This is a genomic window from Kaistella sp. CFF1-2, assembly GCF_059509915.1.
The window spans coordinates 399,928-417,214 of the sequence record NZ_JCAKLF010000002.1 but is presented as its reverse complement, the minus strand read 5'-3'; the positions used below and the strand labels follow the sequence as shown (position 1 = coordinate 417,214).

General features: G+C 37.6%; 16 protein-coding genes. 3 read left to right on the top strand and 13 right to left on the bottom strand.

Going from position 1 to position 17,287, the window contains the following annotated elements; genetic code table 11:
• Positions 1–8: 8 nt before the first annotated feature.
• Positions 9–1,607: a replicative DNA helicase gene (dnaB, locus tag AC5XHR_RS07025; protein WP_495950070.1), complete on the bottom strand. Its 1,599-nt coding sequence runs from the start codon at positions 1,605–1,607 to the stop codon at positions 9–11.
• Positions 1,608–1,723: 116 nt separating this feature from the next.
• Entirely contained in the window at positions 1,724–2,956 is a 1,233-nt protein-coding gene (locus AC5XHR_RS07020) for an MFS transporter (RefSeq protein WP_495950069.1), read from the bottom strand.
• Positions 2,957–3,018: 62 nt separating this feature from the next.
• Between AC5XHR_RS07020 and AC5XHR_RS07015 the strand changes: the two genes are divergently transcribed.
• Positions 3,019–3,357 carry a DMT family transporter gene (locus tag AC5XHR_RS07015; RefSeq protein ID WP_495950068.1) on the top strand — a complete coding sequence of 113 codons (339 nt, stop codon included), beginning with the start codon at positions 3,019–3,021 and terminating at the stop codon, positions 3,355–3,357.
• Here the strand turns inward: AC5XHR_RS07015 and AC5XHR_RS07010 are convergent.
• The 4 genes from AC5XHR_RS07010 to AC5XHR_RS06995 form a co-directional block, all read right to left on the bottom strand.
• Positions 3,354–4,856, bottom strand: coding sequence for a GH3 auxin-responsive promoter family protein (locus tag AC5XHR_RS07010; protein ID WP_495950067.1), 1,503 nt, complete (start codon positions 4,854–4,856; stop codon positions 3,354–3,356). The two genes, AC5XHR_RS07015 and AC5XHR_RS07010, sit on opposite strands and share 4 nt — an antisense overlap.
• A gap of 64 nt (positions 4,857–4,920) precedes the next feature.
• Positions 4,921–5,166 (bottom strand): hypothetical protein, encoded by a 246-nt coding sequence (locus tag AC5XHR_RS07005; RefSeq protein ID WP_495950066.1) that lies wholly within the window; start codon positions 5,164–5,166, stop codon positions 4,921–4,923.
• 12 nt (positions 5,167–5,178) lie between these two features.
• Positions 5,179–5,790 (bottom strand): hypothetical protein, encoded by a 612-nt coding sequence (locus tag AC5XHR_RS07000; RefSeq protein WP_495950065.1) that lies wholly within the window; start codon positions 5,788–5,790, stop codon positions 5,179–5,181.
• A complete protein-coding gene (locus tag AC5XHR_RS06995; RefSeq protein WP_495950064.1) occupies positions 5,787–6,149 on the bottom strand; it encodes a hypothetical protein in 363 nt (120 codons plus the stop codon). The genes AC5XHR_RS07000 and AC5XHR_RS06995 overlap by 4 nt, the downstream gene beginning before the upstream one ends.
• A 153-nt stretch (positions 6,150–6,302) precedes the next feature.
• Between AC5XHR_RS06995 and mfd the strand changes: the two genes are divergently transcribed.
• Positions 6,303–9,683, top strand: a complete 3,381-nt coding sequence (mfd, locus tag AC5XHR_RS06990) for a transcription-repair coupling factor (RefSeq protein WP_495950063.1) — start codon at positions 6,303–6,305, stop codon at positions 9,681–9,683.
• 46 nt (positions 9,684–9,729) lie between these two features.
• Here the strand turns inward: mfd and AC5XHR_RS06985 are convergent, their stop codons facing one another.
• Both AC5XHR_RS06985 and AC5XHR_RS06980 read right to left on the bottom strand, forming a co-directional pair.
• Entirely contained in the window at positions 9,730–10,749 is a 1,020-nt protein-coding gene (locus AC5XHR_RS06985; RefSeq protein ID WP_495950062.1) for a leucine-rich repeat domain-containing protein, read from the bottom strand.
• A gap of 51 nt (positions 10,750–10,800) precedes the next feature.
• Positions 10,801–11,817, bottom strand: a complete 1,017-nt coding sequence (locus tag AC5XHR_RS06980) for a leucine-rich repeat domain-containing protein (protein ID WP_495950061.1) — start codon at positions 11,815–11,817, stop codon at positions 10,801–10,803.
• A 93-nt stretch (positions 11,818–11,910) separates the two neighbouring features.
• Between AC5XHR_RS06980 and pth the strand changes: the two genes are divergently transcribed.
• The gene (gene pth, locus AC5XHR_RS06975; protein ID WP_495950060.1) at positions 11,911–12,474 is read left to right on the top strand and encodes an aminoacyl-tRNA hydrolase; all 564 of its coding nucleotides are present in this window, start codon (positions 11,911–11,913) and stop codon (positions 12,472–12,474) included.
• Here the strand turns inward: pth and AC5XHR_RS06970 are convergent, their stop codons facing one another.
• The 5 genes from AC5XHR_RS06970 to AC5XHR_RS06950 all read right to left on the bottom strand — a co-directional run bounded on the left by AC5XHR_RS06970 (position 12,475) and on the right by AC5XHR_RS06950 (position 17,270).
• Positions 12,475–13,617 carry a hypothetical protein gene (locus tag AC5XHR_RS06970; RefSeq protein WP_495950059.1) on the bottom strand — a complete coding sequence of 381 codons (1,143 nt, stop codon included), beginning with the start codon at positions 13,615–13,617 and terminating at the stop codon, positions 12,475–12,477.
• Entirely contained in the window at positions 13,593–14,474 is an 882-nt protein-coding gene (locus AC5XHR_RS06965) for a phosphatase PAP2 family protein (protein ID WP_495950058.1), read from the bottom strand. The genes AC5XHR_RS06970 and AC5XHR_RS06965 overlap by 25 nt, the downstream gene beginning before the upstream one ends.
• Positions 14,475–14,591: 117 nt before the next feature.
• Positions 14,592–15,227: a carbonic anhydrase gene (locus AC5XHR_RS06960; RefSeq protein ID WP_495950057.1), complete on the bottom strand. Its 636-nt coding sequence runs from the start codon at positions 15,225–15,227 to the stop codon at positions 14,592–14,594.
• 32 nt (positions 15,228–15,259) lie between these two features.
• Complete coding sequence (locus AC5XHR_RS06955; RefSeq protein ID WP_495950056.1) at positions 15,260–16,855, bottom strand: SulP family inorganic anion transporter; 1,596 nt, start codon at positions 16,853–16,855, stop codon at positions 15,260–15,262.
• Positions 16,856–16,976: 121 nt separating this feature from the next.
• Positions 16,977–17,270 (bottom strand): hypothetical protein, encoded by a 294-nt coding sequence (locus AC5XHR_RS06950; protein WP_495950055.1) that lies wholly within the window; start codon positions 17,268–17,270, stop codon positions 16,977–16,979.
• Between the last annotated feature and the right edge of the window lie 17 nt (positions 17,271–17,287).

Sequence of the window (17,287 nt, the reverse complement as noted above, 5' to 3'; positions counted from 1 at the left end):
GTCGTTTTTTAGAAAGGCATGCCGTCGTCATCGTCCTGATCGTTCATCGAAGAGCCTGATAAACCTGAGAAATCTTGAACTCCTGGAAGATCAAATGCGGCTCCTGGATCAATGGTTGTTTTAATGGTATCAAAACCGCTAGGCGAATCGCTTTTATCAAAATTAGAATCCTGATATCCAAACGAAGAACCTAGTTGATCCAAATCTCCAAAACGGGCAAAGTTTTTCAAGAATGCCAATCGAACGTCTGCTGTAGCACCGTTACGGTGTTTTGCGATGATTAATTCGGCTTGGTTTTCGGTAGACGTTTCTTCACCCTCTGGGTCGTTATCCCAAGTAGTGATTTTATAGTATTCCGGTCTAAAGATAAACGATACAATATCCGCATCCTGCTCAATCGCTCCCGATTCCCTAAGGTCAGAAAGTTGAGGTCTTTTTCCGGGACGCGATTCCACGGTTCTAGAAAGCTGAGATAAGGCGATTACAGGAACGTTCAATTCTTTTGCAATCGCTTTTAATGAACGGGAAATGGTCGCAATTTCTTGCTCTCGGTTTCCGCCACCTTTGCCTCCGCTGTTGGCTGTCATTAACTGAAGGTAATCCACCATGATGATTTTCACCCCGTGCTGCATCACTAGTCGACGGCATTTTGCTCTAAAGTCGAATACAGACAATGACGGCGTTTCATCGATGAATAGAGGTGCGTTTTCCAACTCGGTGACGTTGGAGAAAAGACGTTGCCACTCTTCATCGTCCAGAGTTCCTTTTCTTAATTTGTCGGAAGAAATTCGAGTTTCGGAAGCAATCATCCTCGTGATTAATTGTACCGAAGCCATCTCTAACGAGAATAACGCTAGTGGAATTTTATTTTCAACGACGATATTTCGAGCCATGGAAAGGATAAACGCTGTTTTCCCCATCGCGGGTCTCGCTGCAATAATAATAAGGTCGGAGTTTTGCCAGCCACCGGTTTCTTTATCCAAATCGGTAAAACCAGAAGGAACACCGGACAAACCTTGCTTGTCTTTCAGGGCAACAATGGTGTCAATGGCTTGTTTTACTAAGGAATTTGCGGTGTCGAATCCCTTTTTAATCGTTCCATTCGTAATGTCGAAAAATGACTTTTCGGCTTGATCTAAAAGTTCAAAAACGTCCGTACTTTCCTTGTAGGAATTATCAATAACATTTGCCGAAACGTTGATCAAACTTCGTAAAATATACTTTTCAAGAATCACTCGAACGTGGTATTCAATATGTGCACTTGAAGAAACGCCCATCGTTAGGTCGATGATGTAGTGGTCACCGCCTGCAAGGTTTAGCTTTTCTTCTTTTTTTAGTTCTTGGATCACCGTCATTAAATCTACAGGAAGATTGGCTTCGAACAATTTAACAATCGCTTCGAAGATCACTTGATGCCTGGGATCGTAAAAATTATCCGGTTTTAGCAAGTCGATAGAATGGTCTAGTCCTTTCTTGTCAATAAGAAAAGTTCCGATGACAAGACGCTCGATATCTACGGCATTTGGTGGCATTTTACCTTGAGAAATAGACATTTCTTTGGCAAAATTTCCTTGAGTTAATGAAGATAGTGTTTCCTTTTGAACCATTGGACAAAGATAGGTTTTTAAAATTTCTTGAACCTTAATGTGAATAAGAATTGCGTTTTTCTCCTAAGGCTTCACCAGCGTATTCTTAAAGAGTTTTTTGTGATGTGGAAAACTTTTTAATACTGCATTTTTCGCAACTTTGGATTGGTGATTCCTACAATTAAGGCGACGAGTAAAGTCATGCTTCCGCCAAAGATTACGGAACGTACTGGGCCTAATATTTTTGCAGCTAAACCACTTTCAAACTGGCCCATTTCGTTACTCGACATAATGAAAATAGAGTTCACGCTCATCACGCGACCACGAATGTGATCCGGGGTTTTTAATTGAACAATCGTTCCTCTAATAACGACCGAAATTCCATCTAAAATTCCACTTAACATCAAGAACAAGAATGATAACCAATACCATTTTGACAAGCCGAAACCAATAATACACAATCCGAAACCAACGACAACCGCGAGTAATATTTTTCCTTGATTTTTCTTCAACGGAACAAAAGAAAGCGTGATGATAATGAGGGCTGCACCAACATCAGAAGCAGCATTCAGGGCTCCGTAACCTGTGGAGCCAACATGAAGGATGTCTCGTGCAAAAACGGGAACCATCGCCACCGCACCACCAAAAAGAACAGCAAACATGTCCAAACAAAGGGCGCCAAGAATTTCTTTGGTTTTATATATGTAGCTAATTCCTTCTCTGATACTTTCCAAAACCGGAGCTTTTTTCTCTTGAGGTTCCGGAACTTGTTTGTTGATTTGAAGAAAGAATAAAAGCGCTATGATGATGAAGGAAATCACCACCACAATCGTCCAATCTAGGCCAATAATTCCAATTAGAATTCCGCCCAACGCATGACCCGAAATTGATGAAGCTAGGAATGTGGCTTGATTCATCGTTACGGCATTTTGTAAAGAATCAACACCCACAATTTTTGGAATTAATGTAGGAACAATCGGACCGATAAACGCTCGAGCGATTCCCGTGAAAAAAATAACTCCGTAAATGAAATACGTTATTTGATGCCCTGAATAATGCAATGCGTGGCTTCCAAAAGCGGGAATTAGCAATAAGCTAATGAGAAAAATATAAGCGAAACAACATAAAATGAGGAGTTTCTTTTTTTCAGAATTGTCGATGATGTGCCCCGCATACAAAGCGCATGCAACCGCAGGGATCACTTCGGATAATCCAATAATTCCAATTGAAAAAGGATCGTTTGTGAGCTGATATACCCACCATCCCAACAAAGTTGCCAGCATTCGGAAAGCGATAACGATGAACATTCTTCCGGTTAATAAATTTCGGAATTCGGGAATTTTTAGAGTTTCAATAGGACCGTTTCGCATACAACTTGAACGTGGAATTTTATAAAGTAATTTTACGAATACTTTTTATCTTTGCCAACACTATGAACTGGATTATTTTAATTATCGCGGGTCTTTTCGAAACCGCTTTTGCAACATGCTTAGGTAAAGCTCAGGAAACTACAGGAAAAGAAAGCACTCTGTGGTGGGGAGGTTTCATTTTTTGTCTTTTTATTTCCATGTTTTTAATGGTGAAATCCATTTCGGGACCTCAAGCGCTTCCAATCGGAACGGCGTATGCGGTGTGGACGGGAATTGGCGCTGTTGGTGGCGTATTAGCAGGAATTTTCTTGTTTAACGAGCCAGCAACCTTCTGGAGAATCTTCTTTGTGTCAACTTTAATTGCTTCAATCGTTGGTTTGAAATTCGTTTCAGCCCATTAATTTTGAACGAGATTTTCAAGAAAATCGGCTATTTTTCGATCGTTCGCTAGACGTGGGATTTTATTTTGACCACCTAATTTTCCTTCGGATTTTGCATATTCATGAAAAGCACCTTTTTTGAGTTTACTAATGATCAAAGGTTGCAGAATATTTCCTGTAATCAAATCATTGTAATAGGTATTTCTTTTTCGTAACTCTTCATCCAGTTGAAGTCTAAATTGCTCCATGTTTTCAGGCTCTTTTTCGAATTCAATCAGCCATTCATGATGGGGAAGCCCCTCTTTTGGTGTGACTTGCGGAGCCAAATGGAATTCCGTAATTTGAGCTGGAAACTTTTCTACAGTAGCTTTCATGGCTTCTTCCACTTCAAAAGCAATGACGTGCTCGCCAAAAGCTGAGGTAAAATGTTTCGTTCTTCCCGAAACCAAAACTCGATACGGATCTTTTGAGATAAAACGAACGACATCGCCAATAGAATACGCCCATAAACCAGAATTGGTGGTTAAAATCAAAGCATAATCTTTATTGAGTTCAATCTCACCTAAAGTTAATCGCTTCGCATCAGGCTTTCCGTAGTTTTCTAACGGAATAAATTCATAGAAAATTCCATGATTTGTAAGCAGAAGCAAACCTTCTTTGGTGAAGTCATCTTGAAAGGCAAAAAAACCTTCCGAAGCTGGAAATGTTTGTATGGTATCAACTTTTCCACCCAACAATTCTTCCATCTTTTCACGATACGGTTCGTAGTTAACTCCGCCTGTTACAATAAGCTGTAAATTAGGGAATAGTGTCTTGATTTTTTTTCCGTTTCGCTCAATTAATTTTTCAAAATACATGATTAACCATGGCGGAATCCCTGAGATTAAAGTCATGTTTTCGTTTTCCGTTTCTTCAACGATTTTGTCTACTTTGGTTTCCCAATCGTCGATCATATTGGTTTCCAACTTTGGAAGTCTATTTTTTTGAAGATAATCGGGGATATGATGCGCGACAATTCCTGAAAGCCGACCAACTTTAATTCCGTTAACCTCTTCCAATTCAGGGCTTCCTTGTAAAAAAATCATTTTTCCCGAAACAAAATCCGCATTGTTTTTTTGCGCCATATAATGGAAAAGCGCTAAGCGAGCCGCATTAATTTGCTCGGGCATTCCTTCTTTCGAAATTGGAATATACTTCGTGCCAGAAGTCGTTCCCGACGTTTTTGCAAAATATTCAGGCGTTTCTGGCCACAGAATGTGGCGATCACCATGCTTTATTTTTTCAATATAGACTTTCAAATCTTCGTAATCCGAAACGGGAACCTGATTTTGAAAATCTGCAATATTTTTGATTTCCGAAAAAGCGTGAACGCGTCCGAAAAGTGTTTTCTCAGCTTGTTTTACAAGGGAAAGCAAAAGTTTTTGTTGATCAGAAACGGCATTTTTTTTAAAATCTTGCGAAGATTTTACTGCTTTTTTGGCCCAAACCAAAGCCATGGTTTTTTTGAGAAATGCTAGCATGTCGCAAAAGTATAAAACAACTGCTGAATTTGGATGTGCCGAATCACTTTTTTATAGGGAAATCCTACTTGTTTTCTTTATAGCGACGATCCAGAGTTCCGTCTTTCTTCAATTTTTGACTGGATTTGTAGCGTTTGTCGGGTGTTCCATCTTTTTTCAAAACGGTACCAGCAGGTGCTTTGGTAGGAGTAACTGCCTTAGCTTTTGTCGTTTTTGTGGTTTTCGTTGTCTTTTTAACCGCTGTTTTTTGTTGTGCAGGGATTAATCCAAAACCTAAAACAAAAAGGAAAATTAATAAGATGTTTTTCATGATTTTCTGCTTTTAAAATGAATATCTATAACCTAAAGATAAGGAAATCAAATAAGAACGATTATAAAACTTCTCAATTTCTTTGTTTTCATTATGAACTCCTGCAGAATATGTCATCGCTTTCAACCCAAATATGAAATGCTGTTTTTCTTCACGATCAATCGTGTAAATTCCTTTTACAGAAGCATGAATTCCACCTTTTCCTTCGGTGTATTTTCCACTACCATCATTCCAAATAGAGTTTAGTCGAATAACACTGTAGCCTACTGCTTTTTCTAGATAAAATTCGTTTCCTAGTTGGTTTCTATGAAAAATGTTGAGGTCAATTATGTTCATTTTTGCACTTCCTAAGTCACCATATACATTGGCTTTTCCATTTTTAACATCTGAAAATTGCAAGGAATACTGAATGCCGAGTCCCCAATTAATCGGAGTGTGAAGCTGTCCCGAAAATCCAAAACCGTAAAACGGAGCAAAGTTCTTACTCATATTGTTATTTCCTAAGGCTTTGCTTGCGACGAAAAAACCTTCGGTGGTGAACTTTATATCGTTCATCGTTTTTTTCTTTTGAGCGCTCGCCGAAAATCCAACCAAAAGGAGAAGTATTATTCCTAAATTTTTCATTTCGTAAGTTGTATTTCAGTGAAACGAAGAAAAGTTGTTGATGCTGGAATCAAAATTTGCAAAGAATCTTTTGATAGAGTGATGTTGGAATGATTTTCAACTTGAATTTTCTTGAATTTATAATTGCTTTCCAAAGATAAATTGTCTCCTTCATTGGGAGCTGATATCACAAATGCACCTGTGTTTTCCGGTGTTACTTTTCCTAAGATTTTGTCGTTGCTTTTTAATTTCAAAACAACTTCGTGAATCGGAATTGTTGTTGAGATTTTTCCTTCGATATACGTTCTTGAGTTTTCTTCGCTGTCCGACGAACAGCTTATTAGAAAGATACTCAGAATCAAAATGGAAACTAATTTCATGGCTAAATTGGTTTTGCACAAAAGTAAGATAATTTTCAAATTGGGCCTTTTGATTTACACTTAAAGATTTCGTTTGGTTTTTTGTAAATTTGTCGTTCGAAACGGTTTGGGAAAAGTCCCAAATCGCTTTCTTGTTTACACATAAATGATCGTATGACATTAAAATCCATTGATGGGAGCTTGCTTCCGCATTTACTGAAGGTTCAGTTTGGTTCTCAAATTTTTCAACAAGCCGAAGATTTTCCTTTTGTTACGGTAAAAGGTTTTGCTGGTTCCGTTCCGTCGTTGTTTTCTGCAGAAGCTTTTATAACTCAGAAAAAAAGCATTCTTTTTATTGCAGATGACAAAGAATATGCGCATTACGTTACGTCTGAATTAGAAGAATTGGTGGGTGAAGATTCGGTATATTATTTTCCGGAAACCCATCTAGAGCCTTATCAAATTGAGAAAACGCAGAATGCAAATATTGTTTTAAGAACCGAAGTTCTCAACAAGTTGATGTCAGATAAGAAGCCTAAGATCATTGTGGCAACGGCAACGGCTTTGTGCGAAAAAGTGATGAAAAAGGAAGATTTCAAAGCCATTTCGCATCAGATAAAAGTGGGCGACCAGTTGGATTTTGACTTTACGGAAGAACTTTTGTCGCAATTTAATTTTCATTTAACGGATTTTGTTTCGGAACCGGGCGAGTTTTCGGTTCGTGGAGGTATTGTCGATGTGTTTTCCTATTCCAATGAGAAGCCGTATCGTATTTCGTTTTTCGGAAATGAGATTGAAAGCATTCGTGAATTTGATATCGAAACCCAGCTTTCTATTCGTAAAATCGATTCGTTTGAATTGGTTTCCAATATGAATTTTGCTGCTTCGGGAACGCGCGTTCCGTTTTTGAATTTGCTAGATAAGAAAACGGTTATTATTTCTCGAAATGCGTATTTGAGTTTTAACAGAATTCGGGATTTTTATGCCAAAGCGATTGAAAAATACGAGACACTTAATAAAGATATAAAACATCAAACGCCCGACGAATTGTTTGTTTCGATTGAAGATTGGGCGAATGAATTTGCGAAATTCCGCAACGTTGATTTCAGTGTTCAACCGCTTAATTTCTTTTTTACCAAAGAGAAAGGCGCTCACGCTGAAGTGATGCTAAATCAAAGTCCACAGCCGTCATTCAGCAAAAATTTTCAATTGTTGATCGATGATTTGGAAGGAAAACGAGGCGATGGATTTGATACGTGGATTTCTTTTTCGAGTGAAAAACAAAAAGAACGACTTGAATCTATTTTTGAAGAATTGGAACGAAATATTCCATTCAAAGCCTTTAAATCTGAATTACATGAAGGTTTTGTTGATGGTGATGCGAAAATTTCAGTCTACACAGATCATCAAATTTTTGATCGTTATCAACGTTTTAAAGCTAAAAATACCTTTGCAAAATCAGAACAACTAACGTTGAAAGATTTAATGGCGTTGAAAATCGGCGATTACATCACGCACATCGATCATGGAATTGGAAAATTCATGGGCTTGGTGAAAGTGAATAACGACGGAAATATTCAAGAATGCTTTAAGTTGACGTATAAAAATGGAGATTTATTGTACGTAAGTATTCATTCACTTCACAAAATTTCGAAATATAACGGACCCGATGGTCGCGAAATCGTTTTAAGTAAGCTTGGTTCTCCAGCTTGGAAATCACTAAAACAGAAGACAAAAGCGAAAGTAAAACAAATCGCATTCGACTTGATAAAGCTCTATGCGCAACGAAAGACAGCCAAGGGATTTTCATTTACACCAGATACGTATTTGCAAAATGAATTGGAAGCGAGTTTTGTTTACGAAGACACACCCGATCAGGAAAAGGCGACTTTGGATGTGAAAACGGACATGGAAGCAGAAACGGTAATGGATCGTTTGATTTGCGGGGATGTAGGTTTCGGAAAGACGGAAGTTGCGATGCGTGCGGCGTTTAAAGCGGCAACAGACGGAAAACAAGTGGCGGTTTTGGTTCCGACAACGATTTTGGCTTTTCAACATTTTAGAAGTTTCCAAGAACGTTTGAAAGAATTTCCAGTGAATATTTCATATTTAAATCGTTTCCGAACAGCAAAACAAAAACGCGAAACGTTAGAAGGTCTTGAAAACGGAAAACTCGATATTGTTATTGGGACGCATCAATTGGTTTCGGATAAGATTAAATTCAAAGATTTAGGTTTGTTGATTATTGATGAGGAACACAAATTCGGGGTTTCTGTAAAAGATAAATTAAAAACACTGAAAACCAATGTGGATACGTTGACGCTTACCGCTACACCGATTCCACGAACCTTGCAGTTTTCTTTGATGGCAGCGCGAGATTTGTCCGTAATTAAAACACCCCCACCAAACCGTCAGCCTGTAGAAACGCACGTTGTTGGTTTCAACGAAGAGTTGCTTCGCGATGCTATTTCGTACGAATTGCAACGCGATGGTCAGGTGTATTTCATCAACAATCGAATAGAAAATCTCAAAGAAATTGCGGGAATGATTCAGCGACTGGTTCCTGATGCTCGTGTCGCAGTAGGTCATGGCCAAATGGACGGCAAAGAATTGGAAGCCAAAATTTTGGATTTCATGGAAGGGAAGTATGATGTTTTGGTTTCGACAACGATTGTAGAAAGTGGAGTGGATGTTCCGAATGCCAACACGATTTTCATTAACGATGCGCAGCGTTTTGGTATGGCGGATTTGCACCAAATGCGTGGTCGTGTCGGGCGAAGTAACCGAAAAGCGTTTTGCTATTTGATTACGCCACCGTACGATATGATGACTTCGGATGCGCGAAAACGTCTGGAGGCAGTGGAGCAGTTTTCGGATTTAGGAAGTGGTTTCCAAATTGCGATGAAAGATTTAGAAATTCGAGGTGCGGGTGACCTTTTAGGAGGAGAGCAAAGTGGTTTTATCAATGAAATGGGCTTTGATACCTATCAGAAAATCATGCAAGAGGCTTTGGAAGAACTTCAGAACGATGCCGAGTTTGAAAACTTGTTTGAGAATGAAGAAGATCGTAAGAAACTATTCAAATCAACTAAAGAAGTGAATATTGATACCGATTTTGAATTGATGTTCCCCGATTCGTATATCAGCAGTACCGAAGAACGTCTGCAGTTGTATCAGCGTTTATCGGAAATGGAAAATGCACAGCAATTAACCCAAATGGAAAGCGAATTGAAAGACCGTTTTGGTGAGCTTCCGAAAGAAGCCGTGAATCTTCTGAAAAGTGTGGAATTGAAATGGCTTGCTGCCGATATTGGTTTTGAAAAAATTGTCGTGAAAAGCGGAATATTCTTAGGATATTTTCCTTCGAATCCGCAAGATAAATTCTATTTGAGCGATCGTTTCCGAACGATTATTTCGTATTTGACGCAAAACCAAACAGAAGCGACTTTGAAAGAAAAATCGTCTTCGCATGGAACGCAATTGATGATGCGAAAAGAACGCGTGACGAATGTTGATGCAGTTAATATCGTGTTGAGTAAGATTTTAAATTCGTAAGAGATACTAAAGAATTCGGGTTGAGCAAAGCTCAACCCGAATTCTGTTAATTGACAATTTGCGTGTTTAATCGCATATCCCAATTTTTTGCACGCAGCGCCGTTTTTACAGCGGTAGTTGCTTGGAACTCTTCATACGATATGAAGGTTCCCTTAAAATCTGTTTTATGTGTTGGTAAAACTTTGATTATTTCTAAAAGTTTCGCAGGTGTAAATAGTTTTGAGGATAACTCCAATTGATTTAATTTTTGATTTTTAGATAAATCTATATTGGTTATAGGAGTATCTGAAAGTGCTAGATCAAGCAATTTTGTGTTTTTTGTGACATCAAGACTCACCAGAGGATTATTGCTTCCATCAAAACCGTAGAGCTGTAAATTTTGGCTCAAATCAACGGTAGTAACTTCGTTAAAGTCGAATCCAATTGAAGTTAACTTCGGGTTTTTGGTGAAATCCAGTGTTTTTAGTTTATTTCTACCCAATGACACATAACGCAATTGTGGATTTTTCGTTAAGTCTACAGTCGTTAGTTCGTTTCTCATAGCAGTGAGATCTTCAAGTTGCGAAAGTCTAGAGACGTCTATTTTTGTTAATTTATTGTCGTCAACATACACATCCTTCAGCAACGGTGTCTTTGATAAATCAATACTTGTAAGGCTGTTACCAACCAAATCTAGTTTAGTCAAATTAGGAGATTTGGATAAATCAATAGACGTAATTTTCGAATCATAAATGGAGATTTCTTGAATATCACTTAGGTAGTATCTAATTGTTTTTCCTTTTGTAATTCCTGGGATAATTGTTCTATTACCAATTTCTTCATTGACAAAATTTCCGTCGCCCCAATCGACTCGTATGATTTGGCCAATTCGCTTGTCAGAAAAGCCAATTTTTATCTTAGTTCCTACTGATGCATCTGTTGTAAAGGAAACAGTAGCCCTATACGTTTCTGGTTTTGTCGGATCTACGGGGACAATTACTTCATCATCTGAATTTGAACAACTTTGTATTAAAAAGATAGAACAAATTAACAGAATTGGATAGAAGAGAAATTTTAGCTTTTTCATGTTTTCTTATTCGTTATACTTTTGAAACGAAAGCTAACGATAATTATTTTACTAGTTTACAATTTGTCCACTCAATCTTAGATCCCAATTTTTCGCTCGAAAAGCCGTTTTCACAGCCGTTGTTGCATGTTCACTTTGGGTTGTATAGTACGTGCCTTTTCCAGTTGTTGTTCTTGTGGGCAGCACTTTGATAATTTCTAAAAGTTTTGCAGCCGTAATGCTTTTTGTGGATAATGAAATTTGTTCTAATTCTGGATTTTTAGTTAAATCTAACGTACTAACCGTTGTTCCTGAAAGATCGAAATACCGTAGCTTCGTATTTTTTGTGAAGTCGATTTTAGCAATTTTTGTATTGTTTACGGCATTAAGCTGTACTAAATTTGGATTCTGACTTAAATTTATTGACGTAATATCATTGAAATTAAAAGTGACGCCAAACATTTCCGGATTTTTAGAAATATCCAAGCTCGTTAGTTTGTTTCCCGATATGTCCAAATTTCGTAATTCAGGGCTTAAGCTTAAATCAATGGACGTGAGCAAATTATTATTAACACCTAAACCAAAAAGTTTAGGAAGTTTTGATAGATCCAATTTTGCTATTTTATTATCACTTAAATATATATGTTCAGCAACTGGAGTTTTAGAAAAATCAACGCTGGTAAGCAAATTTTGATCTAATGCAATTTGTTTTAAGTTGGGGCTGTTTTGAAAATTGATGGAGGTTAATTTAGCTTTAGTAAGGTGGATTTCATCAAAATTATCATAAAGAATACTAATGCTTTTCCCTTTTACACTTCCTTTTACTATGGCGTCTTCATTCGTTTTTACATCAACAAAAGTTCCATCGCCCCAATCAACTCGCATTGGTTTGTTCGTTTGGTATCCCGCTACGCCAATTGTAATTTCGCTTCCTGGTGTGGCTTCCGTCGTAAAGTTAATTTTTTGATCAAGTTTTACCGGATTTGTTGGATTTTCAGAGTCGTCATCCGAACTGGAACAACTTTGTATCAGAAAAATAGAACAAACAAGTAGTAGTGGATAGAAGAGAAGTTTAAATTTTGTCATCATTTATTTTTTTGTTGATATACTTTTGAAACGCAAGCTAAAGATAATTATTTCCTTGAATTCGAGGAAAAGACGAAAAAACTCTATTTTTGCAGCATGAAGTATCTTATCATTGGTATCGGAAACAAAGGCGATAAATACGTCAATACGCGCCACAATATTGGTTTTAAAGTTGTTGAAAAAGTAGCCGAAAAGTTGGAAGTTCCTTTTAACTCGGTTAATTTTGGATGGATGGCCGAAGGAAAATATAAGGGCCGTAAAGTCTTACTTTTAAAGCCAGATACCTATGTTAATTTATCGGGAAATGCCGTTAAATTTTGGATGCAAAAAGAAAATATTCCTTTAGAAAATGTCTTGGTGGTTACTGATGATTTGGCGTTGCCTTTTGGAAGCCTTCGTATGAAAAAGAAAGGTTCCGATGCGGGTCATAACGGTCTGAAAAATATTCAAGAAGTTTTGAATACACAAAATTATGCTCGTTTACGCTTTGGGATTTCTTCCGAATTTGAAAAAGGAAAACAAATTGATTACGTGATTGGCGAATGGGATGATGCGGAAAATGAAAGACTTCCGGAACGTATTTCAACGTTTTCGGATGCCGTTCTTTCCTTTGTTTTTGCGGGCATTACTAATACGATGAACATCTTCAACGGGAAGTAATTAAATCACATTTTGCCCAATCAGGAATTTTGAAAATATCGTGTATTCTTTATACATTCGGTTTTTATCAATTCGCTCGATGATGCCACGCATTTTTACGTTTTCGCGCATGATGAGGTGGCTATCCATTTCTTGTAAGTCCAATTCAAGTGCCGAAGAAATCAATTTAATCGCTAAAACGGCGTCCAAACCTTTGTTTTGCATGTCATTTCGTACCGAACCAAGCAGTAATACCAATCGTTTTGATTTTTTCATGGATTGATAAATGTGAAACCAGCCCAAAGGCAGCAATCGTCCTTTCGCTTTTTTGATGCCTTCGTTGATGTTAGGCATGGCGATTACAAAAGCAATTACTTCGTTTTGTTTGTTGGTGATAATTTTAATCAATTTTGGGTTGAGTAAAGGCAAAAATCGATTGGCAAATTCTTCCGCTTCTTCCTCACTAATCTTCGTAAATCCGTAAATATCCGTGTACGTTTTGTTAATCAAATTAAAAATCGGCTTTATATATTGTTTTATCTGCTTAGTGGTTTTAAATTCTAAGACTTGAATATCCAATTGTCGGATAACACGATCCGCAAATTTTTCGTATTTAACGGGTAATTCCTTGTTTAAGGGAACCTCGTATTGACAAAGTTCCACATACGGACGGTAGCCTTTTTCCGAAATAAAATCAACCATAAATGGGAAACTGTGATTGGTAACCATCATGTGTGGTTCCGTGAATCCTTTTGTTAAAAATCCTTGAGGCTCTTTATCCGAAAAGCCCATTGGACCTATAATTTGGTTGCAACCAAAATTTTTTGCCCAGTTTTCGATGAATTGAAGTAATTCATTAAACACATTTTGATTTTTGTAGCATTCCAAATAACTGAATCGAGTTGTTTTCGTATGATGTAAATTGTTGAATTCTAATGGGATGATTCCCATAATTCGACCAATAGGTTTTTCATTTTCAAACGCTAAAGCAAGTATCGTCGTATTGGATTTAAAAGCTGGATTTTTCTCTGAATTGAAGAATTTTTCTTCATCCATGTACAGCGGATGTACCCAATTGGTGTGATCCTGATGGATTTTTTCTGGCAAATAAATAAAGGTTTTTAAATCGGATGCCGATTTTACTTCACGGATTTGTATTGACATGGAATTCGTTTATAAATGTAAGTAACCAGAGGGTAAACAAGTACGACTGAAAGCAGTCCAACAAGGCTATCAATAGCCCAATGCGCTTTTATGTAAATCGTTGAAAAAGTGAGAATAAACACAAAGGGAGCTAGAAAATATCGAAGTTTGAGTTTGTTGCGAAATAACCAAACAAGCATGATGTAGGCGATTCCTACGTGTGAACTAGGAAAAGCGGCGGTTGGCGCTTCACCATTTTTCTGAATGATTTTGATGAGGTTTCCAAAGAGGCCTTGCGCTTCAATTTGATTTTGAGGTGCGTTAAAATAGAATTGTGGTCCGTATGCAGGAATCAAAATGAAAAATAGATAATACACAATAAATGAGCCGATTAAATAGAAACCAAATTCTTGGATTTTCTCTGGAAATCTTACGTATAAATAGACCAAAATTGCAATAGGCATAAGGTAGTACGAAAAATAACCCATGAAAAACAATTCGCTAAAGAAGGCTTGATTAAGCTTTTCTGAAAACATTAAAGAAGGTTGAAAACCAAATAATTTTTGATCTAATTCGAGTAAATGAGCGTCAATTGGTGTAAAAAAGAGCTGATTGAGACTTGCGGTTTCTTTGTACAAGACACTTAACAAGGCATACGCAAGGATAAAAGAAAGTGTAACCCAAACTTTTCTTGTAGCAAAATTAAAGGCTATAAAACAAAGGAGCCAAGCGACGAAATAGAGAATTCTATTTTGTAAAATCTCTTTTGAAAAAGCAATTTCTAGTTTGGATCCAAAAAATGAAAGGATGAAGACCACAAGGAAATAGAATCCGATGGGCCACCACACAATCGAAGTTTTTTGGAGTAGATTTTTCAAATAGATTTTTTTCAAAAATAGGGATTTATTAACATTTCGTTCATGTTGAACCGTAAATAAAAAGCGGGCGCAGCTTTTGCTGCGCCCGCTCGGATGAATATAAAGATGAAAATGAGTCTATAACCAAGTAACAACGCCTGTTTCTACACAATAATTGGCGCCTACAATTTTTATTTTTCCTTCTTTTTCCAAAGCCCTCAATGTTGAGCTCTGATGACGAATATCTTCAATTGATTGTTGAACATTGCTAACGTTCAAACGTTCTAATAAATCTTCATTTTTGGAGCTTCTTTCCTCGCCATCTTGGATAATTTCGTTAATGATAGGATCGAAATGATAAATCAAATGGTTCAAATTATCCATTCCTAATTCTTCAATTTTCGCCGCATCCAAACCGCCTTTCAAAGCGCCACATTTGCTATGACCAAGGACTACAACCAGTTTAGAACCGGCAACGTTACATCCAAATTCCATAGAACCAAGAATGTCCTGATTTACAAAGTTTCCTGCAATTCGAACACTGAAAATGTCTCCTAAACCTTGATCAAAAATAAGTTCGGCAGAAGTTCGACTATCAATACAGCTTAAAACCACGGCAAAAGGCCACTGTCCAGCTCTTGTGTCATTCACTTGTTCTAGAAGATTTCGATTTACTTTTAGATTGTTTACAAATCTTTGATTCCCTTCTTGTAAGAATTGAAGCGCTTTTTCTGGTGTTATCGTTGCTTGAGTTTCTGAAGTATGTGCTTTCATATTGTTTAATTTTAATACGTTAGAATTTGAGCTTACATCGCTCGTCTGTGGGTGATTAATACATGCGAATCTTCATCGTTCGCATAGTCTTTGTAAGAAGTTCGGAAGCCAATGAGTTTTACATCTATGTCTTCTTCTTTGGCTCGAACATTGGCGAAATCTTGGATGAGGTCGAGTACATCCGTAGTGATATAGGACGTTCCACGAGCGTCAATGGTTACCGAAGAGCCAGGATTTACATTTTTCAAGGTTTTCTTAATCGCTGCTTTGTTTAGAAACGATACCTCTTCAGCTAATTTTAATGTGAATTCGTCGGTATCATTAAGTTCTTCACGACTTAAATAGTAGGCTCGTTTCATATTTCCTTGAAGAATGTAGAATACGGAAATCAACAATCCGATTCCAACTCCTTTCAACAAATCCGTGAATACAACGGCAAGAACGGTTGCTAGGAACGGAATGAATTGATATTTTCCGTTATGCCAAAAGTGTTTGAAGGTCGCCGGTTTTGCAAGTTTGTATCCAACAAGAATTAGTACCGCTGCTAAAGTCGCAAGAGGAATTAAATTTAAAATAAAGGGAATAGTCAACACGCAAACTAGCAATAGTACGCCGTGGATAATCGCTGACATTTTTGAAGTTGCTCCTGCACTTGCATTAGCCGAACTTCGAACAACAACCGAAGTCATCGGAAGTCCACCAATAAAAGAGCTCACTAAGTTTCCAACGCCTTGCGCACGTAATTCTAAATTGGTATCGGTAATTCTTCTTTTCACATCCAATCGATCCGAAGCTTCAATGCAAAGAAGTGTTTCAATCGATGCGACAACCGCGATGGTTGCTCCAACAATCCATACTTTAGGATTGGTTAATCCGTTGAAATCGGGTAGTGTTATCATGTTTTTGAAATCGTCTAACGACTGCGGAACAGGCAGTGTTACGAGGTTTTTTGAACCAATTGCTAAACTGCTTCCCGTCATTTTGAAGATTTCATTTAATGCAATTCCGGTAGCTACTGCAACTAATGCTCCTGGTAAAAGTTTCAATTTCTTTAAAGCCGGAATATGATCCCAAGCCAATAAAATAGCGATGGAAACTAACGTAACAACGACTGCTCCTGGATGAATTGCGGAAAATGCTTCTGCAAAATAAGAGAAGTTAATACCGTTTTCGAACAGCGTTTCGTTGCTGAAATTTTCATTATCGAAACCTACGGCATGCGGAATTTGTTTTAAAACAATGATGATTCCGATACCGGCAAGCATTCCTTCAATAACGTTGTTTGGGAAATAATTCGAAATACTTCCAGCTCGAATAAATCCTAAAACCAATTGTAATAATCCGGCGATAATTCCTGCCGTTAAAAATAAATCAAAAGCACCTAAATCCGTAATTGCTGTTAATACAATAGCCGTTAATCCCGCGGCTGGACCGGTTACTGATATATTTGAATTACTTATAAAACCAACGACGATACCGCCAATAATTCCTGAAATAACTCCTGATAAAGGGGGAGCACCCGATGCTAATGCGATTCCTAAACATAAGGGTAGTGCTACTAAGAACACAACTAGTCCTGAAGGGAAATTTTCTTTCATCCCCCCGAACAAAGTTTTTGCTTTTTTCATTTTTCCATGAAATTGAGTGCATGCATGTTCGTATTTGAACATCCCATGCGGGTGAAAAATTTAATTTGATAGAAGATGTAATGCGCTCACAAGGAGCCGTTCACATGTCGAATGTCAAAAGCTATGCTTCGGGAGGGGGGGATATGATAGAAATGTGCGGAGGAATAAACAGGGATTCGTTGGTTGCAACGAAGTCTTTCTGTGAAATGTCCGACTGAAAAAATTTGATGAATTTATGTACATCCAGAGTCTCTGGAAGTGTTTTTTCTGTAATTGAAAAGTTAGATGAATGATTTTCTTCTTCATTGGCCATCAATGCTGTTTGCGGAAGATCCCAATCCAAAATCGCAGCAACTGTAGGAAGCGCTGTGAAATTGATAAATACGAATAACGTAAGGATACTCCAGAATTTCATTCTCTCTTTTTCTTTAT